The 25,535-nt window shown below is 57.3% G+C and carries 15 protein-coding genes and 5 pseudogenes; 2 read left to right on the forward strand and 18 right to left on the reverse strand.

The window, feature by feature from the left end:
• Nucleotides 1–1,093: 1,093 nt before the first annotated feature.
• Both MLPF_RS09615 and MLPF_RS17560 read right to left on the reverse strand, forming a co-directional pair.
• Nucleotides 1,094–1,408: a hypothetical protein gene (locus tag MLPF_RS09615; protein ID WP_156147111.1), complete on the reverse strand. Its 315-nt coding sequence runs from the start codon at nucleotides 1,406–1,408 to the stop codon at nucleotides 1,094–1,096.
• A 654-nt stretch (nucleotides 1,409–2,062) separates the two neighbouring features.
• Nucleotides 2,063–2,185, reverse strand: a pseudogene (locus MLPF_RS17560) (alkaline phosphatase family protein); the annotation flags it as partial.
• Nucleotides 2,186–2,603: 418 nt separating this feature from the next.
• Here MLPF_RS17560 and MLPF_RS17565 point away from each other — a divergent pair.
• Nucleotides 2,604–2,951 carry a hypothetical protein gene (locus MLPF_RS17565; protein WP_427901935.1) on the forward strand — a complete coding sequence of 116 codons (348 nt, stop codon included), beginning with the start codon at nucleotides 2,604–2,606 and terminating at the stop codon, nucleotides 2,949–2,951.
• 340 nt (nucleotides 2,952–3,291) lie between these two features.
• On the opposite strand, the gene MLPF_RS09625 is transcribed toward MLPF_RS17565, so the two are convergent.
• The 14 genes and pseudogenes from MLPF_RS09625 to MLPF_RS09680 form a co-directional block, all read right to left on the reverse strand.
• Nucleotides 3,292–3,462, reverse strand: a complete 171-nt coding sequence (locus MLPF_RS09625; RefSeq protein WP_337588824.1) for a copper amine oxidase — start codon at nucleotides 3,460–3,462, stop codon at nucleotides 3,292–3,294.
• 454 nt (nucleotides 3,463–3,916) lie between these two features.
• Nucleotides 3,917–4,171, reverse strand: coding sequence for a hypothetical protein (locus tag MLPF_RS09630; RefSeq protein ID WP_236685031.1), 255 nt, complete (start codon nucleotides 4,169–4,171; stop codon nucleotides 3,917–3,919).
• Nucleotides 4,172–4,987: 816 nt separating this feature from the next.
• Nucleotides 4,988–5,368 (reverse strand): universal stress protein, encoded by a 381-nt coding sequence (locus MLPF_RS09635; protein WP_050039118.1) that lies wholly within the window; start codon nucleotides 5,366–5,368, stop codon nucleotides 4,988–4,990.
• 416 nt (nucleotides 5,369–5,784) lie between these two features.
• Nucleotides 5,785–6,565, reverse strand: a pseudogene (locus MLPF_RS09640) (DUF3097 family protein).
• A 96-nt stretch (nucleotides 6,566–6,661) separates the two neighbouring features.
• Nucleotides 6,662–7,660: a patatin-like phospholipase family protein gene (locus MLPF_RS09645; RefSeq protein ID WP_420329605.1), complete on the reverse strand. Its 999-nt coding sequence runs from the start codon at nucleotides 7,658–7,660 to the stop codon at nucleotides 6,662–6,664.
• A 68-nt stretch (nucleotides 7,661–7,728) separates the two neighbouring features.
• Nucleotides 7,729–8,799, reverse strand: coding sequence for an ABC transporter ATP-binding protein (locus MLPF_RS09650; protein ID WP_045843149.1), 1,071 nt, complete (start codon nucleotides 8,797–8,799; stop codon nucleotides 7,729–7,731).
• 2 nt (nucleotides 8,800–8,801) lie between these two features.
• The gene (locus MLPF_RS09655; RefSeq protein ID WP_045843150.1) at nucleotides 8,802–9,653 is read right to left on the reverse strand and encodes a carbohydrate ABC transporter permease; all 852 of its coding nucleotides are present in this window, start codon (nucleotides 9,651–9,653) and stop codon (nucleotides 8,802–8,804) included.
• Nucleotides 9,640–10,503 carry a carbohydrate ABC transporter permease gene (locus MLPF_RS09660; protein ID WP_175266416.1) on the reverse strand — a complete coding sequence of 288 codons (864 nt, stop codon included), beginning with the start codon at nucleotides 10,501–10,503 and terminating at the stop codon, nucleotides 9,640–9,642. The genes MLPF_RS09655 and MLPF_RS09660 overlap by 14 nt, the downstream gene beginning before the upstream one ends.
• 92 nt (nucleotides 10,504–10,595) lie before the next feature.
• Entirely contained in the window at nucleotides 10,596–11,933 is a 1,338-nt protein-coding gene (locus tag MLPF_RS09665; protein WP_045843181.1) for an ABC transporter substrate-binding protein, read from the reverse strand.
• Between the two features lie 742 nt (nucleotides 11,934–12,675).
• Nucleotides 12,676–13,557 carry a PEP-utilizing enzyme gene (locus MLPF_RS17570; protein WP_420329603.1) on the reverse strand — a complete coding sequence of 294 codons (882 nt, stop codon included), beginning with the start codon at nucleotides 13,555–13,557 and terminating at the stop codon, nucleotides 12,676–12,678.
• Entirely contained in the window at nucleotides 13,520–13,981 is a 462-nt protein-coding gene (locus MLPF_RS17575; protein WP_420329604.1) for a hypothetical protein, read from the reverse strand. Before MLPF_RS17575 ends, MLPF_RS17570 begins: the two co-directional genes overlap by 38 nt.
• 422 nt (nucleotides 13,982–14,403) lie before the next feature.
• A pseudogene (locus MLPF_RS17580) lies at nucleotides 14,404–15,276 on the reverse strand (NAD-dependent epimerase/dehydratase family protein).
• 19 nt (nucleotides 15,277–15,295) lie between these two features.
• Nucleotides 15,296–21,552: pseudogene (locus MLPF_RS09675) on the reverse strand (type I polyketide synthase); the annotation flags it as partial.
• Between the two features lie 308 nt (nucleotides 21,553–21,860).
• Nucleotides 21,861–22,239, reverse strand: a pseudogene (locus MLPF_RS09680) (hypothetical protein).
• A gap of 240 nt (nucleotides 22,240–22,479) precedes the next feature.
• Here MLPF_RS09680 and rbpA point away from each other — a divergent pair.
• The gene (rbpA, locus tag MLPF_RS09685; protein ID WP_045843157.1) at nucleotides 22,480–22,815 is read left to right on the forward strand and encodes an RNA polymerase-binding protein RbpA; all 336 of its coding nucleotides are present in this window, start codon (nucleotides 22,480–22,482) and stop codon (nucleotides 22,813–22,815) included.
• Here the strand turns inward: rbpA and MLPF_RS17585 are convergent.
• Together MLPF_RS17585 and lnt are read right to left on the reverse strand one after the other, a co-directional pair.
• Nucleotides 22,772–23,605 carry a polyprenol monophosphomannose synthase gene (locus MLPF_RS17585; protein WP_045843158.1) on the reverse strand — a complete coding sequence of 278 codons (834 nt, stop codon included), beginning with the start codon at nucleotides 23,603–23,605 and terminating at the stop codon, nucleotides 22,772–22,774. The two genes, rbpA and MLPF_RS17585, sit on opposite strands and share 44 nt — an antisense overlap.
• A complete protein-coding gene (lnt, locus tag MLPF_RS09690) occupies nucleotides 23,602–25,533 on the reverse strand; it encodes an apolipoprotein N-acyltransferase (RefSeq protein WP_045843183.1) in 1,932 nt (643 codons plus the stop codon). The genes MLPF_RS17585 and lnt overlap by 4 nt, the downstream gene beginning before the upstream one ends.
• Between the last annotated feature and the right edge of the window lie 2 nt (nucleotides 25,534–25,535).

Genomic DNA, 25,535 nt, shown 5'->3' on the forward strand with positions numbered 1-25,535 from the left:
GGAAAGCCGGCGACCTTACACACCGTACGAAACTAGGCTTTCCACAGCCCGTATCGCCATTATCAACCCGGTCAGCAAGCGCCATGCCCAGCCTTAATCGTCGGTCGCGTGTAACGGCCAAATGCATCGTTGCATGAAATTGAGAGGCAAGGTTAAAATGCTATTCCCCGAGTGGGGCGACACGCTCTGTGAGCCGACTATTGGCGGCATCAATCAACCTGGTAGCGTGCGGCTGCGTGGCAGCCGGCAGTGTACCACTCCTGGACGACAGTTCGGCCGTTGACCGGCACCCCAGTCGATATCGCCTGGTGGTCACTTCACTTGCATGATGGTTGAGTCAACCGAGGTAATAACGGGTCGCAAATGCAGTCAATCGTTGTGCAGCAACATCAGATCAGCAGCTTTACCCACTTCAATCGGTCCGCATACCGATGACTCAAGACCTAGCGCCCTTGCACCCGGCAGGGGTGCGGCATGCAGGACTTGGCAAGTGATCACAGGCAACTCGTCAATAACGCTAAGAAACCGATTGCTCGAGCACCGGCTGCAGTGTGGTATCACGCTCATGCTGCCGCAATATCCGCATGGCGGTAAAGCGGATCGCCGTTATTGTTTGACACAATGTCGGCACCGATGCTAGTGGCCCAACCGAGGGAGGTGGCGCACCGAAACGCGGGATATCCGCAGCCCATCTGAAGCTCCATATCCGAAGTTGTAGCGATGGAGCAACCCGCATCGATCAGCATGATAATCTCGCAGTCATTACACATAATTAACTTGTGCACTGCACCCCTTTTAGTTTTTAGTTAAAGCTTGAATCTATATTACTTAAGTATGCATGGTGATCGGTACGTCGAGATCGTTTACGGCATGGATTTCGCGAACGGTTTCAACTAATAGGGTACATGCTGAGTTTAGTCGGGACGACGCCCATACGGCCGAGACTGTCACGGGACGAGAAATGGGACTTGCGCACTTTACGGGCGTCGAAGAAATGACCATCTGGGGTGGTCGAAATCAGGGCGTTGCTGCGGAGAAGAGTAGAAGACGTAGCACTACAATGTTCGAACCTCGCTGTCTTTAATCCCTGGTACTACCGACCGCGTCGGCGTTGTTGCAACTTCCGCAAAATAGCTACGAATGCGCCCAACATAGTTGTTAAGGTTCCAATTGTCAGTGACCCGTGCATTGTGGTCTGCCATAGGTAGTCGACGGCTATAGACAAACTCAGTAATAACCCATCGATTCGCAGCATCGATGACTTGATGACTTCGACATCGATACCGAAAAAATACTCATCAATCACACCCATACGCCCATCCTCGATTAAGACGTCGGCACGTTGGAATTCCGTAGTCAACGGCTCACCGATAACCATCCACCCCCGATGACAACCGAGCATACACACAACAACCTTATCCTTCCTATGTTGCGAAAGAACATCAAAAGAGGATTCGGTGCTGCCACCAACAACAGCCTATTTTTCATCATCGATGATGCTGTGGAAATTTTACTTTTCCGACATATAAATCGCTTTCCTCGGGTTGTTTGGTGGGCAATGACTAGGGCGTCACAGTGGTGGGCTGAATAAACCGTGTCAAATATCGAAACCCAAATGTAAGACCAGTCCGATGACCCCAATCGATGTCCCGCTGCCGTGACACGGGTCCACAATACTAGTAGATTGAGAATCACGAAGACGAGCTACCAGAATGACCTTGTCGAGCAGCGGAAGAAGACATTAAACAGCGCACCGTGGAGCCTGTGCATATGCTATCCGAAAATGCCACAGGAAAGCACATGCATATGGTTTGCTACCGTGCCAGACACACTGGAATGCCGTAAAATGGCAATGATATCCAGCAGAGTTCGCTCGGACAGTAACTTTACTATGACGTAGAAAGTGCTAGTAGCGAGGTTCGCTACGAAGGGTGCGGAAAGCCAGTCACCCTGGTGTGCCGGTTCACTCAGGCGAACCTTGGGAAACGCCTAATAGGCGAGCATGTGCCGTGTGGTCGGCAGGAACGTTGTCTGCAAACTGTTCCTCGCTGCAATCATTTAGTAGGTAGCGCATGCGCGGCTCTCCGGAGACCACCCGTATCCTTTCGCTCAATCTTGGGTCAGCGTTGACGTCGATGCGTGCGTCGTCGGGGACGTTGAGGCCGCCATGGCTGGTGGCCACCATGCACAGCACCCCGGCGCAGCCCGGAAACTTTTACAGGTCTTTCCCCTCCTCGCCCAGCGTGAGAAAGGTGTTCCAGCCCTTAGTGGATCACGTAAACGACGCTCCACAGTCAGGAGCATCGGAGTTCAGTTCACAGTAGGCCGAGGCAGTCAAGAAACATCGGGATGAACCCTCCGGTAAATACGACCGGCATTCGACTCCGACCGCGGCGACGATCATTCTGATTTTGAATGTCAATGCGTATCCCGTTGCTATGCAAGCGATACCAAGGATAGTATCAGAAAATATGCCCACTGTTTCCGCCGCTAACCACTTGGGCACAAATCCGCCATACCCAGCGACGTCCCCAACGCTGGCTGGAGTTGTTAAAGTTAACGGCTAACGGCGCTGGCCACCCGTTGCTGCGAGGCCTTTAGCCATGACCGTAGCGTCACAAATCACTTCTACTGTCACGATGGCATTGCGCAGACGATGGCGGTGCGACATCCACAGCGGAGTTACGGTTGAAGAAACCGACCGGTTTCAAACAAAAGAACGCCATATCGGCGGGCATGATCGGCCAATCCTCGGGATGGGTGATGTGGTTTATACCGAAGGTGTACCACACCACCACATTGGTGTTCTCGATCAAACGGTTGGCCAAGGTCCATTCCGGCAGGGCCAGCCTGGGACCGCTCTAGTGCACGAACTACCCAGCTGGCGAGTGCTCCTCCGCATGCTTTGGGATAGCCCTTACGATTTGGGCGATGATTTCGGCGCGCCGTAATATTAGGTAAATCGAGATCAAACAGGGACAGGATTGCCGCACCCGGGACGAGCATGTAGGACGGATTAGGCGCCGATCCCGTTAGTGCCGTTCTCGTGGACCACACGCTAGGCCTACTGAGCCTCCCAGCATTAGTCGCTTGCCCTCTTCTTCGGCGGGCAGTGGTGTGTTTTTTGCCGTACCGATAGTCGGTGCAGGTTATCCGACCCCGTCGGGACTATTGCGGTATCGCTCACATACACCGTGTGTTCGGGTACCGTCTATATCGCAATCAAGCCGCACAGTGAAGAAATGCTTATAAATATGATGCATAGGTTCGCTGGTCTACCGACGTCCCGTACTAGTGTTGCTCACCGTCGTCAAGATGCGTGGTCACCATCAAACCTGTTACGCGAATTTCGCATTCGATGTTGCCGTCCTGATAGAATCGCCAGTAAATCAGGTATTCGTAGTTGGCGACGGTAGCGTGAAAGGATACTGTGCACCGGTATCGAGGTCGACGTGCTTCCACAACACCGTGTGATTTTCTTCGTGGATGCAAATGATGTTTTGATTTTTAGGGCTCACCCTTGCTGTCGTACAAGACCTCACTCACCGATATCAAACGCTGTAAAACGGTAGTGGTCATCGCAGTGATTGCGGTACGCTATCTCCGTATCGATGAATGACATGCGGTGGGCGATAGGACGTATTAGGGCCGTGATCATTGCAGATGGCCGCATGCGGCATCATCCCCTCGCGATAGTTGAAATCGACTCGCAACAAAAAGTTTTGCTATTGCAACCGATTTTTAATGATAGTGAAACGACGGATCTTTGGGCTGGGTGATCTGCAGCGGCATCCTGGTGCTCGATTCGAGCAAGGGTTTGAGATTGTCCCGAGAAGGGTTATTCGGCCACCACCTCCGGTGAGCTCCTGTGGTTCACCTTCCTCGGTTTCGAGTAGTTCCATCGTGTTTAAATCGATCACGCAGTGAAATCCCGTGAGATGGTTTCATAGGGATTGGCGTAGCCCGACGACTTGACCCAGGTGTTCGCCCAGGCGAGCCGATGACTTCGGTAGGGTTCGGTGATCATGATGTTTCTATAAGTCGACACATTCATGAGCACGTTGTCCATGTAGGTGATACCGCATCTGCGCAATGCCACTACTACGACAAAATGGTTGTGCAACAGCTCGCCCACCTTGTGCCACTCGTCAAACGGCGTGTTTGCCTGCACCCCTGGCTATATTAGGTATAGGTCAACAATGCAACCGAGTCATCGAACAGCGAAGCCAGTACTTTGGTATGTGCGGTTCGCATCGCGGTTGAAGCAAACGATGACCGCGCGTCGATCCGATACCGATCCGGTGTCATCGAAATTCGCGACTTCTACAATTTGTTTAGCTCTTCGAATTCTATCAAGGCGAAGCCCACTTGGTCGCCTACCCCCTGAGTTGAGTCGCAGAATCACGACCGCCTACCGGAACCCATGCTCTGCGAGGGGTTCCACGTGGGTGAAACGTTCGGGTGAGGAGGTCGGTCATACCTCTCTTGGCAAGAACTATCAGTCTCTGGTACCTCGGCATGTTTATGAGCTGCTAATAGCCTACCCCGCACGCCAGCCCATCCGTGTCGGAAACCACTTTAGACAAAGTCGAACTGCGCTCCCTTGTCATCTAAAACCCGTTGTTATAAGAGCTTGCACCACCGTGATCCTGTGCTGCTAACACTTACGCAGATGTCGTATCATACCATTTATTTAGATAGCTTAATCCAACTGAGACGATGTGCTAGGGGCTATATATAGCTTGTCCGAAAGCTGCTTTCTCTTGGTGACATCCGACACTTGCGATTGCCGCACCACCACAAGCTATGTGGATTCTGACTTTTCGACGAGCTATCATGCCGGCTGATCTCATACGAGTAGTCGGTGCGTCGTCACGTCGGGATACCGCCCTCGCCAACCGGCCAACCATTCGGTTAGATGGCGCTCCGCCGCCGAAACTACCCCGAGTCAGTCCAAGCCCGGAAGTTCAAATACTGTTAAGTCGCTTTACGCGTGCAAGTGCAAGGCGATCAGGTCGATGCCCCGACGCGACACTTCGTTGAACGCGATTGCCGTGGTAAAATCTGAAGGTGGTGAGCTTTCGACTGCCAACCGGACGGGAGGATGCTGTAGATTCGGCATCAATAGATCTTCATTACGGATGATGGCGACTGCACAATTGGTGTGCCAAACCACGCTGGGGCTAACGGAACCCAGTACAACCCGGGCTAATGCACCCTGGTCAGTGAAGCCGAAGACCATCACTTGTGACTTATTGGACATGTCGACCAGCGTCGGCGTTGGAGTTGAAAATACGGCCTCACTTTTGACGATGGCCCTCCGTTTCGCCAACATGGCACCTTCGGGTATTTTGGCTACGTGTGCCACGATGTTGCGATCTTCGTCTTCCAGCCAAATCCTGAAAGAGTCCGGGTATGGTAATGGCGGCTAAGTCGAGGCGGTGGTGGTAACCACGTTGACCACAATCAGGGACATGCTTCTCTCCTCCGCTAATAAGCAAAGACGAAAGCCGGCACACTCAGCGTGGTGAGGCTTTGGTCCTCAACCATACAGACTAGAGGGCCTTCGGCTGGATCCGGTTGGGATCACTCGAAGTTCGTGGTGTGGCCTTGTTTTGTGAGACATATATGCAGACTAGTTGCATGTTTGTCCGCAACACAATCTCCGTCCCGTATCATGCACCCAATACCCGTTGCTGACCAACGCCTTTCGCAGTAAATCACCCGCAAGACGGGTACTTGAGGACGGGAGGAGCCTCTTAGCCGACCGTCAGGGCGACTGTATCACGAAGTCGATAGATCTTCAGCCCGGTTGGTCAGCGTCGGCGCCGGATCGTTCCAATCACGCACCAACGAATCCACCGCCAAGCGCTGACGATGTTTTGCCTGGTTATGGTGCGGCAAGCCTAGGGCCTGACACGCGCCGTGCTGCCACTCAATATGCCGCGACACGTTGGACCAAGCCGTCAGTACCGGTCGCTACAATTTCATGACCTGCCAGATGTCGATATACGGCGACCGACGACGAAGGTGTCAGGACCGCCTGGTCCCCGGCGCACCGCATCGGTGACCGCACCTCCTTCGACCCTGCCACTAGGTGGTCAACGAGAATGCCGAGCTAGCGTGCCGTACTGGGTCGGAACTCTGCCACGACATTCACCAAAGTCATCTCACGCCACCGAGGTGCTCGACAACGACGTCTTCACTTCGCAGATCATCGCTCCACACCTGCGCAATGAGTTTGGTGTAGTGGTTACCCTCAAAATAGATTCTACTGGCAAGGGCAACCCAGGCACAGGCATCCAACACTGCAACCGAGCCAGATGCCTTTCCGGCCCGCCGCAACCGGCGAGACTCGGTCAGGATCACCAGACAACCCTCCGACAGAAACCCCCACCCAGCGAAAAGCTACAGGGGTGCTCGGTGTCGTTCTTCGAGGTCGACGCGACACCTATGTGACTCGGACTACAGCGCCAACATAGCCAAGCACGACATCCTCCAAGTCTACACCCAGCTCCACGGTGTGCTCAGTCAAGCGGAGTCGAAGCCGACCCCCGGCAAGCACACTTGTTACATAACGGTCAGCTACCTGACGATACCTAGGAAACGTTGCGCGCCATCATCTTTAGTAATGCGTCGTTGTGCAGCCAAGAACTGCCTCTTAATCTACAGAAGAGCTTCTTTGCGGGCCACCCGACTGCGTAGCCGGACGGCCACAAGCCGTCAGATAATCAGCGTAGTTCCACTTCTTCAAAAAGTGTTGGCCTGCTTGTAGTCCGCGTTGGTAGAGCTCTTGCCGTTGTTCGACGGTGATGTTGAAGTCTATCGGACTCACCTCGTCTGCAGGCACAAAGATAGTACGGAGCATGGTACATTGATCATCAATGTATGCGTTGTCTTGGTTACTCACCAAGGTCTCTATTGCAGCCATTCCCAACGACAGCGGTCCACGCACCGGGTGAGTAGGCGGAATGCCAGGACGAGCCGACAAGCGAATCCCGAATGTCGGCCATCGCGCATCACCGTCGGATCGGTCGAATAACTCCACCGGAAAAGTTGACAACAGTCCGCCGTCGACCCAGGTCGCGCCGGCTACCTGAACCGGTTCGAACACATACGGAATTGCCGACGAAGCGTGTACTGCGCGTGCCACCGAAAAGTCGTCCGGGTTGATGCCGTAGGCAGCAAGGTCCCACGGGATGCGAACCAATCGACGCCGCGACAAATCACTGGCAGTCACGACCAGCGACCAGGCAAACTGTTCGGGCTCCTCTCCGGTGCGCAAGTCACCGAAGGTGTGCACGCCTAAGTCACCGAGCAAACCGACGAGCAACTCCTCGAGATAGGCCCCTCGGTAGACTCCATCCGACACTAGTAACGACAGCCCGCCACCGATTAAAGGCACCCGTCCAATCAAACTGCGATCAAGGAACTTATGATAGTCGATGGTGCGCATCATTTCCGCAAGCCGGGTCAGCGGCTCACCAGCAGTTTGCAAGGCGGCGATCAATGAGGCAACAAGCGCGCCCGCGCTGGTCCCCGCCACACGAGGAAATCGGTAGCCGGCCGCGACCAGCGCATCTACCGCTCCAACCAGGCCGATTCCGCGAATTCCACCACCTTGACACACCAAGTCGGCATGCACAACGGTCACAGCTATGTACTATAGCACTATCATGTCGGTTTACTGGTGCGTAGTACGCCGACTAAGTCCTATCGACGGGATGCTCAGGAAATTCGATGCCCATCAACGCCGAAGAAATGCACATTCCCGGGTTCTGAATGCAGACGAACGCGGCTGCCCTTTTCCGGCGGGTTTCGGCCATCGACGCGTGCAACGATAAGTTGGTCGGTTACTTTGCTGGATCCTGCGATTCGACCATACAGGTAGGCATCGGCTCCGAGCTCCTCGACCATGTCGATCTCCACTTCGACACCGACGCTGCCCAGCTCGAAATGTTCTGGACGGACGCCGACGATGACATCGCTTGTGGAGCAGGCGATTTCACGTGGTATGCGAATCGGCCAATCCCCCAGCAAAACAGAGGAATCGACGATCGAGAGGGTGGCTAGGTTCATTCCGGGAGACCCAATGAATCCTGCGACGAAGACGTTCTCGGGTTTATGATAAAGTTCACGAGGAGTAGCGAACTGTTGTAACACCCCGTAGCACAGCACCGCGACGCGATCCCCCATGGTCATAGCTTCGACCTGGTCGTGGGTGACATAGACGGTGGTGGCGCCTAGTTGACATTGCAGTTCCGCGATGTGATTGCGAGTTTGCGCCCGCAGTTTGGCATCGAGATTGGACAGCGGTTCATCCATCAAGAACACCTGTGGACGGCGTACGATTGCCCGTCCCATCGCTACCCGCTGACGTTGACCACCAGAAAGGTCTTTGGGTTTGCGATCCAGATACGGTTGCAGGTCAAGTAATTTCGCAGCGACGAGTATCCGATCGCGAATCTCGGTCTTAGAGGCTTTAGAGATCTTTAGCGCAAACCCCAGATTCTGCGCGACGGTCATATGCGGGTAAAGGGCATAGTTTTGAAAGACCATCGCGACGTTGCGATCCCTGGGGTCGACGTGGGTGACATCGCGGTCCCCGATGCGAATACACCCGGAATCCAACGTTTCTAATCCGGCCACCATCCGCAGCAAGGTGGTCTTGCCGCATCCAGATGGCCCTACCACAACCACGAACTCGCCATCATCGACGTCGAGGTCGAGGCGAGCCAGGGCCGGTCGAGCTGTGCCCGGGAACTGGCGTGTCGCTTGCTCGAAAGTCACCGAAGCCATGACTACCTGCCGATCCTGGTGACAGTGATACCGCGAACGAAGGAGCGCTGTGCGATCATATAGATGATGACTAGTGGCAGCATGATTAGCAGCGAAGTCGCCATTATCACCGGCCAGCAGGCTCCGTACTCTCCCCGCATCCGGAACAGGCCCAATGTCAGTGTGGCTAGGCTGTCGCGCTGGATCATCAGCAACGGCCACAAGAAGTCGTTCCATACGTTGATCCAGGTGAGGACCGCAAGCACAATCGCTGCGGGCCGGGCGTGAGGCAACAAGACCCGCCAATAGATCTGCCACGGCGAGCAGCCGTCCAGGATTGCGGCTTCCTCGAGATCGTTCGGCAGCATCCGGAAGAACTGCCGCATGAGATAGGTGCCGAACGCACTCCCGAACAAGCCTGGCACGATCATGGCCCACGGTGTGTCGGTCCATCCTAGGACTCGCATCAGAATGAACTGTGGGATCACCGTTACGGTTAGCGGCATCATTAACGTGCCCAGGTACAGGACGAACAACGCATCGCGCCCGCGAAATTGCAGTCGTGCAAAAGCATATCCAGCCACTGAGCAGAAGAAAACCTGGCCGGCCGTGACGGATCCAGCATACAACACGGTATTGAAAAACATTCGCCAAAAAGGGATCAGAGCAAACACCTCGGTGTAGTTCGACCATTGCGGATGGGCTGGCAAGAGCGTGGGTTCGCGTACCTCGCCTCCCTTCTTCAACGAGCCCGATACCGCCCAGACAATGGGAAACAGCGCGCACCAAGCGATACTGCTCAGCGCGGTGTACACGACGACCGCGCGCAAGACACTGCGCTTAACTATGTGGTCAGTTCGCTCAGCTAAGCCCACTAGAAGCCTCCCACGAATACCGTCGGGTCAGCCGCAACTGCAGCACGGTTAACACCAACAAGATTGCGAACGTCACCCACGCCAGCGCCGACGCATAACCGAATTCTAGGAAAGAAAACGCGTGCTGGAACAGCATGATGCCTAACACATAGGTCGCCGATTCTGGCCCGCCGTTTGGGCCAGTGAGCACGTAAACCAGGTCAAATGTCTGAAACGCGTGAATGACCGAAATGACCACCACAAACGAAATCGCCCCGCGGATCAACGGCACAGTGATGGACATGCATTGTCGTATCTCGCCTGCACCATCAATTTTGGCCGCTTCGTAAACCGTCTTCGGAACCTCCTGCATCGCCGCCAACAAAACGATGGTGGCAAAAGGCACGCTCCGCCAAACGCTGACAATGCAAAGCGAGGCCATCGCCCATCCGGGGTTCACCAACCAGGGGATTGGGCCGATGCCAATCCAGCCGAGCATGATGTTGAGTAGCCCGTTATGAGTATTGAAGATGAACTGCCAAACGACCGCCGTCACCACCGAGGAAATGGCCAGTGGCAAGAAGATAATCGTTCGAAAGATCCCGATGCCCTTGACTTTCTGGTTAAGCACACCGGCAACTACCAGACTGATAAGGACGGTCGGTATGACCGTCCCAACAGTGAAAACCACGGTGTTGCGCAGCGCGATGAAAAACAGCGGATCCGAAGTGAAGAGATTGCGAAAATTCGCCAGACCTACGAACACCGGCGGGGTGAACACGTCCCACTTCTGAAAGCTCATATACAGCGAGAACCCGAGCGGAAACAGCATAAAGACTGCGACCGAAGCCATATTAGGTGCGACGAACATGCGACCGGCCCACGCACGCCGGTGCAAAGGCCGCAAGCTAGTGTGGCTTTTAGCGATACTAGGTCCGGGTACCGCTGTGGTCTCGAACGATGTCATGGACTACGCAACACCTCGTCGACAGCTTGTGCGAGCCCGGCCAGCGATGTCGCCGGCCTGAATCCTCGCAGCACAGGTCCGAAGGCACGGTTCATCAAGGCGTTGATCTTTTCCCACGCTGGTGTGATCGGCAGGCCCGCTGAATGGGCTGGCCCCTCAGTGAGTACAGCGAGGTTAGCCACTCTGTGATGAGCTTTGGCGAATCCCGTCGAATGGATCGCGGATTGCAGGACTGGGACAAAGAGACAGGATTCACCGATCAACGCTTGACCGGCGGCGCCGGTCGCGAATTTCACGAACTCCCATGCCTGTTCCTTGCGTGGGCTGCTGGCCGCGATAGCCAGTCCGGTGACACCGATATCGGAGCAGGCACCGAATCTCGTGGCGGGCACTGTGCCCACCGAAGGCCCGATAGGCAATGACGTAACATCAAAATCCAGCTCGTCGGCTCGCATGAATGTTTGGTAGCGCCAGTGCCCACCCAGCGCGATCGCTGCCTTGCCCAGCGAGAACAGATCGGTCGCAGCCATCCATTGTTGTTCGGATGCGTCTGGCGCCACCTGGTACTTGTTGGTCAGATCGCAGTAGAACTGCACCGCCTCGATAAACGCGTCGTCATCGAAATTGAGATGGGTCGGGTTCATTCGCGGGTTGGACCACGGTACGCCGTTGTTGAGGGCGAACAGTCCGGCCGTGTAGTACGAGAGCCAGGTGTTGACAAAGCCCCACTGCGTGACCCGACCCGATGAATCCCGCTTGGTGAGCGCGCGCGCGGTATCCAGGAATTCGGTGAAACTCCACGGTTGTTCCCAGGTGCAGGGCGGCGGCTGCACCCCGGCGTTTGTGAACAACTGTTTGTTGTAGAACAAGTAGTTTCCGGACCATTGCTCGGGAAAGGCGTACTGGCCTCCGTTGAACGTGAAGGTCTCATACAGCGGCCCGATACTGTCGGACTTCAGTTCCGCGGCAAACGCCTTGTCCTGTCCCAACAACGTGTTAAGGTCCAGCAAAACTCCCCGGTCCGCCAGTTCGGCATAGGTCAAATCCCACGCCATCAGCACATCCGGGCATTTACCGCCAGCGCAAAACGTCGATAGCTGCTGCATCACACCTGGCCCGGACAACACCGCCCGAATCTTGATATCGGGATGGCCGCGTTGAAATTCACCGATAATGCGCATCCGGATATTGGTCTCCTCCGGATTGGCGGCGAAAAAGAAGGTTAACGCGTCGTCGTCGGAACTACAACCAACGGCTCCGGGTACCAGTGCTGCCGCGGTGAGCGCACCGGCACCCCGCAGCAGGCTTCGCCGCCCGAACAGCTTATCGTGCATACCGCTTTCGACCTCGACGCCTTGCCGACCTACCCCGCAGTTGTTTCTTAATATCCTTGGCACCCGATCAGCACGTGGTTTTGCCCGAGACAACCTACGCGGCAATGTAAGAACAGCCCGACGCAAACAATTAGGTTGGCTGGTAATGTCGATCTCATAGATGCGATTATTGTTGCCGATGTCAATCTTTAACAACGCACGCATGCGACCACACAGCGTACTGATAATACCCGAGATTTCATCGATTAGCAAGACGGCACCGGATTGCGCGCGTAGTGCAAATCGACGAGTTTCCCCGGTGACTTTTTTGGCTCCACGCATTTCGATCGGCACCCCGGCGGGAACCAGCACGCGACTGACTGTCCGCCCCGCCTCGGGTACCCACAGATCCAGTAACGTGGCGATATCACCGTCGCAGGAAGCCGCCAGAAACGCCTCTACGATCCCGGGTGTTAGTCACACGGTGGAGTTGGGCTACAGGGTCGCTATGCAGCCGGCCACAAGCCCAGCCCCAGCTGACGAGTTTCTTGACGGCTGCCGGTGATCGTTTCAACAAGTTGGCGATCTTCTCGAACGACACAGCAAACACGCTGTGCAGCACGAACGCAACACGAGGCAGCCGGCAGTACGCTTGCCTCTACCGCGAGATACCTGCCTGGAGATCTGCATCGCTATTACTATTACGGGATACTCTAGTTCTGATAATTGGCTTGAGGTGGCGAGATGTCTTCTGGAGCTATGTCTAGTATGTGGATTTCCCCCCTACGTTGCCGTCGACCTCGACTAGCGCTCCCGGCGGCAAGCACCGTGTTGCTCCCTGTGCATCCGCCACACAGGGAAACCCGAACTCGCGTGCCACCACGGCGGCGTGTGACATTGGATTACCGAGCTCGGTTACAACATCGCGGCGTAGCAGAAGACCGAAGTATAAGCCGACATCAGTGACCTCCGCGACAAGAATCTCGCCGGGCTGGAGGTCGTCGATGATCTCAGGTCGCAAGATCAGCACTCGGCCGCAGGCCCGCCCGCTGGAGACTCCGACACCGCGCAGGATGTCCCCGGCGCCCAACGCGCTCGACGACGTGGTCAACGGCTGCCAGCTGCCGCTGAATACCGTCGGCGGGACGATGGCTGCCAACCTGTGGTGTTCGACTCGACGTCGGGCGATCAGTCCCGAAACGTCCACCGGGAGCCGGTCAAGTTCGTCAAGCTCGTCGACCAACAGGTAGAACACGTCATCTGCGGTGTCGAAAACACCGGCGTCGGTCAGCCGGCGTCCATATTCACGCAGTAGACCACGCAGCACCCCAATGGCGCGCACCACCCTGTCCGGCGAACTTCGCGGTCGCGCAGTTGGCGGGCAGCTAACAGCGCAACAGGCATGGCCCACCGTGGAATCCGCGGATGCTGGGGCCGGTGGCGCAAGAAGAGCGCTTAACGCTTTGGTGATCATCCGGACCAGCAACTCGGGATTGTCGGCGTAACTGGACGACAGCATCTCCACTTCTGCTGGACCTCGATGCTCGGTCAATGCTAGTTCAGCTCGCACGGTTGCATGAAACTCCGGCGCTTCGATTGCCAGTTTATTAAGGTGCTCCCCCGGTTCGGCCAGCAGGCGTGTCACATTCGGGTCGCGCCACGCCGCGCTGACCAGTCGTTGCACCGCCTCTACCAATCGCGCACTGACCAATTCCGTCCCCGCGGGAGGTGTGGCCGCTCGCCCACACAGACCGCGCAAACACGTTGAACATGGCGCACAACATGAATGACCCCGACGCCAACACCCAGTCGTGCACGACATGATCACGCGCCAAAAAGAGCAGACTCAGCAGCCGGCGATCGTCGCGTTGGGTGACATCAACGCCAGCAAGATGTTCCAGACGATCGACATCGTCGATGTAGGCGCTGGTATCTCGGAGAGAACCGACGCTTAGGTCAACGAGGTTGATACCGAGTACCCCAATATTGCGGAAGATGCGCAGTTGCCTATGTACGCGGTTGGATTCCGACGGCGGAAGTTGCTTACCAAAGATCGGTAGGGAGCCCATACTGGGGCCAAAGAATCCACTGTTGCTGACAATGGTTACGGGTTTCACGAACGGCACGGTTTCTGCCATAACATGCCCCGACGTGATGCCCCCCATACAGTCGGTGGGCGAATACCGCGACTGTACGCATGGCGATTTCGCGCTGAATAATCCCGCTGGGCTGCAACCGCTCGGCGATGTACACACCTACCGGCACGCAGGCCCCGCACAGTCACCGATGAAGACGACGGCGAGAACGGACCAGGCAGCGCCTCCGGCAAATTGGTGGCCAGGAAAGTAGGGAACCGCGGATCGATTGGAGTGTCCAATGCGCCGTTAATTCCTTCTGGCCCAGCGATCTGGGTACCACTCCGTCTTTCAGAAGGCGCGTCAACGGCAGGCAAGTGTTGGATATTAGCCAGTCGCCAGGGCGCTACCATCAATCACCCAACCAACGAAACCCGGCCGCGGATCGCCAGTGTGAAGTCGTCGATACATTCATCGAAGTTCCAGACCGGTACGAATTCCCACTTATCGCGTGGCCGTGAGGTATCTATCAATGGCGCGCTCTGCAAAAGTTTTAGTTCGGCTAAAAAGCCGAGGCTTCGTAGCGCCGCCAACCGCGAGCCCAGCGGCACGATCGGCCGCCCGAGTCTAGCGGCGATCTGACGAAATGTCTTCTCTCCTAGTGCCGCGAGATTGACTGGACCAGTATTTATCTCGGTGTCCATGATTGCGCGGATGAACAACCGAAGCGCGTCGTCGGTGTGGATAACCTGCAGGGCGTGATCGGCGCCAATATCGGGAAGCACGAGCAAGGCCAACTCCCGGCGCACCCAATTGTCGACTCCTCGGCCGACGACCAACGCGGATCGAATCGCGACCCACTGCATTCCAGAATTGGCCAACATTTTCTCAACACGAGCTGTGTGAAGGCCGTCAGTACTGGCCGACGTCATAGCGTCGTCCTCGGTTGCTGGAGTAGTTGCCTCACTGTACAAGTGCGCCGAGGAAGCGAAAACGACACGTCCGGCTCCTGTCTTGGTCATCGCATCCAGGACGTTGCGTACACCCTCGATATTGATCTGGTTCTGTGGGCGCCGTGCCCAGGCACAGTGAGCGACCACCTCGGCGCTCATGACAGCGCAGCGGACGGCAGCAGTGTCTCGGATGTCCGCTGCGACGAAATCAGCTTCACTCGGTCAGCTTTCGGGACGATGGCGGGCGATACCGACGACAGTGTGTCCTTGGCTGAGCAGTTTGGCAGCGAGGCTGTGGCCAAGTACTCCACTTGCTCCGATAACCACGATTCGCACTGCTAACTCCTACTCATGCCTAGTCGTCGTTCATAAACGCCGCGTTAACTAGATTATCGAGATCCATGTCCGTGATGTTTTTCCGTGGTCTGCTCGCTGGTCGCAACCTTCGTCGTGCCCTCGGCTTCATTTGCCAACCCGAGCAACAAATCTAACATACCCGCCTGCCGAAGATGCTTGACCGGAATGGCTGCCACGACCCGCTGGATTTCGACTTCCTCGGGCACCGCGGCCGGGGTGCCTTGCTGCACGACGCCGACAAGTTCGGTTCGCATGTAGCCGACCAGTGCGGCCGAGTTCGGGTAGTCGAAGATGAGTGTGAGCGAAAGGGATAGATCGGTGGTGGTTTTGATTCGGTTGCGCATTTCGACCGCCGTCATCGAGTCGAAGCCCAACTCCTGTAACGCCTTGTCCGGGTCGATTGCTTCGGACGTGGTATTACCGAGAACGGTGGCGATGTGAGATCGTACCAGGTCCACCAGAACGGCATGTTGCTCGTCTTCGGGAAGCCCGAGCAGCCATTGCGCCAAAGCAGATTTCGATTTCATGGTGGCCAGCGAGTCGTCGACCTGACGCCGGGTCGGCACCATTGATTAAGTCGACGAAAATCGGAGACAGCTTGCCCCCATTGAACTTTGCCCGCAACGTAACAAAGTCGATGTAGGCAGGGAGCAGGACCGGTTGGTCGGCAATCAATGCGGTATCCATCAGTTCCAGCGCCTGATCCGAGGACATCGCCACAATATATCCCGACCGAAGCGGGCCCGGCCGGCGACGCCTAGTTCCCCGATCATCGCGCTGGCCTGATCCCACAGACCCCACCCCAGCGACATCGCCGGCAATCCCTGGGCCCGCCGATGCACAGCCAATCCATCAAGGAACGAGTTCGCCGCCGCATAATTACCCTGACCCGACGAACCCACCAACCCGGCCATCTACGAGAACATAACAAACGCCGACACATCCAAGTCGCGGGTCAACCCATGCAGGTTCCAGGTCGCATCCACCTTGGCCCGCAACACCGCATCCACCCGCTCCGGCGTCAACTAGGAAATCGCCTCATCGTCTAGCACTCCGGTTGCGTGGATCACCGCCGACAGCGGCCGCTACACTTCGATATCGGCAATCACCTTGGCCAATGCTGTTCGATCCGCTACGTCACAGGCCACCACCTGGACCTCCACACCGGTTGCAGCAAGCTCGGCCATCTACTTCACAGCGCCCGGGGCATCCGGGCCACGCCGACTCACCAGCAGCAGATTACGTACCCCATGGCGGGCCACCACGTGACGAGCTAACACCGAACCCGCCATCCCGGTACCACCAGTGATCAATACGGTTCCCGCCGCCCACGCATCCAGCATCATCATTACGACCTTGCCTACATGGCGTGCGTGACTCACATAGCGCAACGCGGCGTGCGCACGTCGCACGTCAAACGTCTTTACCGGCAATGGCCGAAGCACCCCGACATCAAATAGTGCGACCGATTGAGCGAGCATCTGCGCAATGCGCTCTGGCCCGACTTCGAGGAGATCGAAGGCGCGGTAACGCACACCTGGGTATGCCCGGGCGATGACATCGGGATCACGGATATCAGTCTTGCCCATCTCCAAGAACACTCCACCGGGGGCAACCAGGCGCAACGAAGCGTCCACGAAATCGCCCGTTAGTGAGTCCAGCACCATATCCATGCCGCGCCCGCCGGTGACCGCACGGAACTTGCCCTCAAACTCCAAGCTGCGTGAATCAGAGATGCGATCGTAGTCAAAAACCATAGCCTGCAAGGTGTCCCACTTACCTTGGCTGGCAGGGGAGAACACCTCCAACCCCAAATGCCGGGCCAACTGCACCGCCGCCATCCCCACACCTGCCGGTGGCAGCGTGCACCAACACCCGCTGGCCTGGCTTCACGTCGGCAAAGTCCATCAGCGCGTAATAAGTGGTGGCGAAAACCACTGACATACTGGCTGCTTCTGCGTTCGACCAATCAGCGGGTATTGACAGTAATAGCCGGACGTCGGCAGCGACCAACGTGCCGGTGCCCTCGGGAAACAGGCCCATTACTCGGTCACCAACATCACAATCGGTCACTCCCGGGCCGACTTCCACCACCACGCCGGCTGCTTCACTGCCGAGCGACGCATCATGAGTAAACATGCCCAACGTGATCATGATGTCGCGAAAATTAGCGGCGATGGCACGAATGGCTACCCGGACTTGGCCGGGACCCAACCGCACATCGGCATTGGGAACAGGCTCCAACTGCAGATTTTCGAAGGTTCCTGCATTGCTGATACCCAACCACCAGGGTTCCTTGCCCGTCGGCACCAAGACACTGTCAACCGCGCGGCTGCCATACACTCTGGCGGTATGCACCGTTCCACCGCGTAGCAGTATTTGTGGTTCTCCGGCTGCCAAGGCCACAGCTACCGCTTCAGCATTCATGGGCAGTTCAGCGTCAACCAGTATGATTCGCTTGGGATGTGCGGTCTGTGCCGACCGCACCAACCCCCACGCCGCCGTGCCCGCCAAATCGATAACGTCCTCCCCCGGCAACCCGACAGCTCCCCGAGTCGCCACCACCAGCACTCCAGAGTCGCGCTTAGTCAACCAAGACTGGATGGCGGCCAGAGCTCGGTGTGTGCGCTCATAGGCGGAGATCACCGGATTTTCTTTTTTTCAACAGATTCGAACAGTTCGTACAACGGCGCCTCCTCGGAACCCGCCCCCAAGCAATCAGTCGCCGGTGACCAAACCACCTCAAACAACCGATCCGGACCTGAGTTCGACACCGCGGCCAACAACTGCTGACCGGTTACCAGCCGGGCCATCATCGAAGCTACCGAGATTACTGGCAGCCTTAACCCATCGGCCAAATCAATCGACACCGATGAAAGTCCGGTCGGACCCACCGGAGCGATCCGCGCCCATACTGCCGACGCACCGGGGGCATGCAACGAAACACCTTGCCAGGAGAAGGCACCAGGACCGCACTCTCGGCAGACTCAGCACTATCGGACGCTAGTATTAACGCAAGCAAAGCCGCATCTAAATAATGCCGGGTGCGCACCGAACCCGCTTACAGCGCCGGCGGTATCGGGCAACTTCACTTTAGCAAACACTTCATCGCCAGGTCGCCACATCGCGGTCAGCCCGCGATGTGGCGGGCCGTACTAGCATCCACGAGACGGCAACTGATCATAGCCGTCGCCGATGTCCACCTAGACCGCACCCACCGGTGGCCACACAGACAAATCTGCAACCAATGCTGGCGCCCCGGCACGGAGTACGCCTTTGGCGTGGCATACCCATCCGGAACCGGAATCGGCCCGCGAAAAGATCGAAATACTGCGATGGCCTGACTCGTTCGAATCTTGAGGCGGCTCCACGACGACTTGCATTGCAACCGAACCCAGCCCAGAATTCCCAGCCGACAATATCAATGGCGTCTGGAACGTCAGATCATAGACCACTGAACAGCCGACTGCGTCGCCAGCACGAATCGCCAACTCGACAAATCCCGCCCCAGGAAACAGCACCACACCACCAACGACGTGGTCGGCCAACCACCCCTGCATATTGGGCGACAATCGTCCCGTCAGCATCACACCGCCTGAGGCCGGCAGTTTCACCACCGCGCCTAACATTGGATGCTTACTAGATCCCAGACCCAAGCCGATAGCATTAGCCCTCACACCATCGCTGACAAGCCAAAACCGCTTAAGATCAAGGGAATAGGTGGGCAACTCGACGAAGTTATCCTGGCCCAGCACAGCGCGCCAATCCACATTCATGCCAGAGACGAACGCTTGCGCGACGGCGTTGATCAGCGTTGTCGGCTCAGGACGTTCCTTGAGCAGTGCAGACATCGTGAGCACCCGTGCATCGGACAACGACTCTTCGATCGACGCGGTCAGGCCGCTGCTCGGCTCAACTTCGAGGAATCGATTTCCTCCAGCTGAATGCACGAAGCGTATAGTGTCGGCGAATCGCACCGCTTCACGAAAGTGTCGCTTCCAGTAAGCCGCTGACGCGAAGGCTTCGCCAGCTAGCTGCCCAGTCACATTCGACACGATGGGGATGGTGGGGCCGCTCGATCGCAAGTCCGGCAGCAACCGCTCCGAATTCGTCGATCATCGGGTCCATACACGGAAAGTGGAACGCGTGAGAGACGGCCAGTTGGTGCACTCGGTGGCCGGCGGGCACGGAGTTCGTTAGTTACCGCAGCCACAGCATCCTGGGCGCCCGAAAGCACCACCGAGGCTGGTCCATTGACTGCCGCTATATCCAATCGATGCCCAGTAGCGGTCGCACCTGCTCTTCGGAGGCCTACACGGCACTCATCGCCCCTCTTGCCGACAAAGTCGGCATCAACCTGCCGCGGGCGGCCACTAGTATCGCAGTGTGCTCCAATGAGAGCACACCAGCTACATGCGCGGCGGACAACTCTCCCGCCGAATGACCCATCACGAAATCGGGATACAAACCCCAGGATTTCAACAACCGGAAAAGCCATTTCCACCGCAAACAGTGAATGCTGTGCAAATTCTGTTGTTATCAAAAGATTTTCGTTATTGCCCCATATTACTTCACGCAGCGGGCGCAATAGGTGCCGGTCTAGTTCGTCCACCACGGTGTTAAACGCTTTAGCGAACACCGGGTATCCGGCGTGCAATCCCATTCCCATGCCGAGTCATTGAGCTCTTTGGCCGGGGAAGACGAATACGGTCTGGCCCCGGGTGTGGAGGTACCCCGAATGACCGACCCGAGTTCATTAGCTGCCAACTCGTCTAACCCAGCCAGCAACCGGTCCCAATCACCACCAACCACAAACGCCCGATGCTCAAAAGGCCGAACGACCCGCCAGAGTCCACCCCACATCGGCAACATCAAGCTCGCCATAGGTACGCACATGCTCGACTAACCGCGCCGCCTGTTGGGTCAGCGTCGCTTGGCTTTTCGCCGACACCACCCACGGCACCACGGGGATTTCAGCGACCCGTCGCGGCTCGGCCGGTACGGACTCGATGATCACATGCGCGTTGGTGCCGCTAGTCCCGAACGACGACACCTCGGCCCGACGCAATCGACCATTGGCCGACTCATCTTTCCAAGGCCGCGCCTCGGTCAACAACGACACCGACCCCGCCGACCAATCCATATGCAACGTCGCTGGCAACACCTCATGGCACATCGCCAACACCATCTTGGTTACACCAGCAACCCCCGCAAAAGCTTGCGTGTGACCCATATTCGACTTAATCGAACCCAACCACAAAGGCTCACCCGAACCGCGGTCTTGCCCATAGGTCGCCACAACAACGCCTGCGCCTCAATCGGATCACCCAACGTGGTTCTATTCCCGTGGCCCTCCACTACATCAACATCAGCCGCTGACAACCCCGCATGAGCCAAAGCCGCACGCACCACCCGCTGCTGTGACGGGCCATTTGGCGCCGTCAACCCGTTCGACGCACCATCCTGATTAACCGCCGAACCCCGCACCACCGCTAACACCGGATGCCCCAACTGCTGCGCATTCGACAAACGCTCCACTACGAGTATGCCGCCGCTTTCAGAGAATCCGACGCCGTCGGCAGCCCCAGCGTAAGCCTTGCACTGACCATCCGGGGCCAACTCGCGATGCCGACTGAACTCTACAAAGACTGTCGGCGTGGCGTTGACAGTCACACCGCCGGCCAGCGCCAAATAGCACTCGCCGGAGCGTAGCGACTACACCACCATATGCAACGCAACTAACGACGACGAACACGCTGTATCCACCGACACCGCCGGGCCCTCCAGCCCCAGCACATACGACACCCGCCCCGACGCCACGCTCGTCGACTGTCCAGTCAGTCGGAAACCGTCTACGACTCCGACGGCGCCCAGGCCGTAGCCTTGAGTGAAACACCCCGGTGGCACTGCCCCCGTAACTCGGCAGGATCAATCCTAGCCCGCTCTAACGCTTCCCAACTCAGCTCAAGCAGCATCCGGCCGCGGATCCATCGCCAACACCTCACTAGGCCCTATGCCAAAGAACACAGGGTCGAAGTCGGCAACACCGTCGACAAAACCGCCGGTACAGGTGTTGCACGTGCCCGGAACGTCGGGATCGGGGTTATACAGACTGGCCAAGTTCCAGCCACAATCGGTCGGAAACTTTGACATCACACCCCGGCCATTGGCGACTATTTGCCATAGGGCCTCTGGGGGATTCACTCTACCTGGGAAGCGGCACGACATACCGATGATCATGATCGGGTCGTTGGACCGCTCCAGCAACTCCCGGTTGGTGCGCTTTAAGCGTTCAACCTGGACCAGTGCTTTGCGCAACGCTTCAGTCGCATGTTCATGTGTTCATGTTGGAGTTGATCAACCATTACAAACCTCGCCTAACATTTAGTTGTCTCTAAACGCCGAATGCGGTCCTCGCCGAGTCACAAATGGTGCTGCATGAAGCGACGTCGTTGTTTTTTCGACTGTTATTGATTTTCGACCAGCTCGTTCTGCTCTCTGACCCAAGAATGTCGCTGGTGAGTATGGCCAACTCCGGCAGGATTTCAAAACGTCGGATACTCTCAGTTTTCATGCATCAAATTGCCGCAGTGCCAACGCCGCCGCAAAATCGCGAGGCCAGGTATATTAGACATCCACAAGTCGGCGGCCCTGGCAGCCCGGATCAACACATCACACAGTTCGATCGCGCCGGCTTCTTCATAGAGTGCTATGGTAACAGCCTCAGCTGCGCACCGCACCTGATACACGCGGTCCAACAAGTCAGTCAACAACACGACGACATCCGCTGGCAAGGCCCCAGCCTCCCCGCGGTTCATCAAGGCCCCTTGCTCGTATGCGCGCTGCCGGCAAGACGGCCGACAGTACCTGGCGGCGCCGACCCATCCCGACATCGGTCACATTTCGACCACACCAGCGGCATGGTATGGAGCCGGAAACGATGCGTCACGCTTTGTCGACTTTAGTCCGCTAGTCCGTTAAATTGTGCGACCCCAGGTATCCTTGCGATGGTCACATCGCGGACCTTACGTGCCAGCACGGGAACTACACGAATCCTCGTAACGTTTGGCAAGCGGAGAGAACCATCCGCACAGAAGCCAAGAGCACTATAGCACTATAAGGGCAAGAACTCACAGCACTATAAAACACTATGACTTAGTTAAGGTTAAGGAGAGTACGCCGATGGCTGATCGAGTGCTGAGAGGCAGTCGTCTCGGTGCCGTGAGCTACGAGACCGATCGCAACCATGATTTAGCGCCACGTCAGACAGCGCGGTACCGCACCGACAACGGCGAGGAGTTCGAGGTCCCCTTCGCTGACGATGCTGATATCCCCGGTACCTGGCTGTGTCGCAACGGTATGGAAGGCACCCTGATCGAGGGTGGCCTGACCGAGCAGAAGAAGGTCAAGCCCCCACGTACGCACTGGGACATGCTGTTGGAGCGCCGCTCCATCGAGGAGCTCGAAGAGCTACTCAAGGAGCGCCTGGACTTGATCCGGTCCCGCCGCCGCGGCTGACCGAGTTATGCGCACGCGCTATTCGAGCACGCTGGAGTCGTCCATCGATGCCCCATCGAGTGACTCTGACCAGTGCCTCGCGAATGTTGGATCCGCTCATTTTAGACACACCAAACTCACGTTCTGTAAAAGTAATAGGCACTTCGATGATGGTGAACCCGCTGTTCACAGTGCGCCAAGTGAGATCGACCTGGAAACAATAGCCCTTTGAGGCCACACCGTCCAGATCGATTGCCTCGAGCACTTCGCGACGATAGGCACGATAGCCGGCGGTGATATCGTGAACGCCGATGCCGAGCGCCAACCGCGAATATGTGTTGGCCGTTTTAGACAAAGCCAGGCGCTGCCACGGCCAGTTCCGCACCGTCCCCCCATTGACATAGCGCGAACCGATGGCAAGGCCGGCTCCGGCGTCGACGGCATCGAGTAAACGGTGTAGTTGTTCGGGCGCATGACTTCCGTCCGCGTCCATCTCCACCAACACCGAGTAGTCCCGACTCATGCCCCAGGCAAACCCTGCTAGGTACGCCGTGCCCAGACCATCCTTGGTGGTACGGTGCATCACGTGGGTACAACCCGGATCGACCTGTGCGAGTTCGTCGGCAAGTTCGCCAGTGCCATCGGGACTGTCGTCGTCCACAATGAGCACATGTATCCCTGGGCATGCATCCTTTAGTCGCCCATGGGTCACCGGCAGGTTCTCCAACTCGTTGAATGTGGGGATGATCACCAGGACGCACTGACTGGGACGATTACCCAATATTTGGCGCGCAGGCTGGCCGGTGGTCATTTAGCTCCTTTGTGTCGCCCGAAATAACGTTGCTGTTGGCCGTCCCTATAAATAGAGCGGAGTGTAGTAACCACCCGGCTCGGGTGGATTGCCGGTCGACATCCCCCCAGGCGGAGTGTCAACGCCTCCCTCACATTCGCCTGACGCACCCGAGTCTTCATACTCGCCGGTGACCCTAGACCTAAAACGATCCGGGCACGCAAACCATTATTGTGCCGCATGGCAACGAGTACGACCGCTCCAGCCGCTCCGACTAGGATCCACTGTATGGTCAGCCCCCAGCAAGTTGCTGGAGTCAGCTTCGTCTTAAGGCGCACCTGCATGTCCAGATAGGCGGGCGCAAAGAAATCGGTGCGGACCAATTCGCTGCCGTTCGGTGCGATCACCGAGCTGATCCCGGTAGTGCCGGCAACCACCGCATATCGGTCGTGTTCCACGGCCCGGACTTTGACGAAGGCCAGCTGTTGCTCACTCATCGTTTTGTTGAACGTGGCGTTGTTGGTGGGCGCCGCCAGCAATTGGGCTCCATTGAGGACCGCTTTTCGCGCAGCACGATCAAAGATCACTTCCCAGCAGGTGGTCACTCCGATAGGTACCCCCCCTATATGCACGACACCACTGCTTTGGCGGGGCACGATGTGGCTCACCCGATCGGCATACCTGGAAAGACGCTTAAACAGCCACGGCATCGGCAAATACTCGCCGAACGGCTGCACAATTTCCTTGTCATGGCGATCGGCCGGTCCAGTGCCAGGATTCCAGACAAGCACCGTATTGGTGTACTCGGGGGCTCGTGATACGGGGCCTGGGGCATCAAGCACGGTGCCTACCAGGATCGGCGCGCCAATCGCCGCGGCCGCCACCGCGATCTCTTGCCCGGCTTCGCCATTAACTAGTGGATCGATATCCGACGCATTCTCGGGCCAGATCACGAATTGAGGTTGCTGGACGATTCCAGCACGCACATCCTCGGCTAGTCGCAGCGTCTCATGAACGTGGTTGTCCAACACAGCTCGGCGTTGCGCGTTGAAGTCAAGACCGAGCCGCGGCACGTTGCCCTGTACCGCCGCGACAGTAATCACAGTTTCGTCGCCCGATCCCGCACCCGCGTGCCGCACCTGGGGCCAAACAACGACGGCAGCCAGCAACACCAGGCACATGCAAACACCTGGCAGCACCACCGCCGGCGGTGGATCGCTTTTACTCGACCGGCCACTGCTTCGCCACCATTTAACGACTTCCAATGCGATCGCAGTAGTGCTACATCCCACCAGCAAGACCGCCATCGAGAGCAGCGGAGCGCCACCAAGTTGAGCCAATGGCAGTAACGGACCATCGGCTTGGCCGAAGGCCACCGACCCCCAGGGAAAGCCACCGAAGGGAACGACCGACTTCAACCACTCCTGCGCCGCCCACACCACCGCAAACCAGATCGGCCAACCCGGCAGCGGGCCCACTACGACAGCGAGCAAGCCGAAGAAACCGGGCAAAAGCGCGGCCGCTATCGCCAGTGCCCACCAGGGCATGGCACCCACAAGACTGCTGATCCACGACAACAACGGCAGATAGAACGCCAACCCGAACAGAAATCCATAGCCCAGACCACCCACGGGTGTCGTGGTTGGGTGTGTTAAGACCCAAGCCAGCAGTGCGAAGGCAACAACGGCGGCCCACCACCAGTTCAGCGACGGGAAGCTGGTGCAAAGCAGCAAACCAGCCACCACCGCGACAACCAGCCGTGGCAGACGCGGCACCAGCTTAGCCCAGTTAGCGTGTATCAATGCTAGCGTCGCAGCACCCATTTTCGCGAGTGCGTGGCGCACTGCGGCGCGCAGCTGAACGACCCGGCTGGGTACGGCAACCGTAGCCAAGGCTCCGTTCACCGGGCCGTCATCGACTAGGTCGATATCGATGATCTCATCAACCATGA

Source organism: Mycobacterium lepromatosis (assembly GCF_000975265.2).
In the GTDB taxonomy this organism is placed as follows: Bacteria; Actinomycetota; Actinomycetes; order Mycobacteriales; family Mycobacteriaceae; genus Mycobacterium; species Mycobacterium lepromatosis.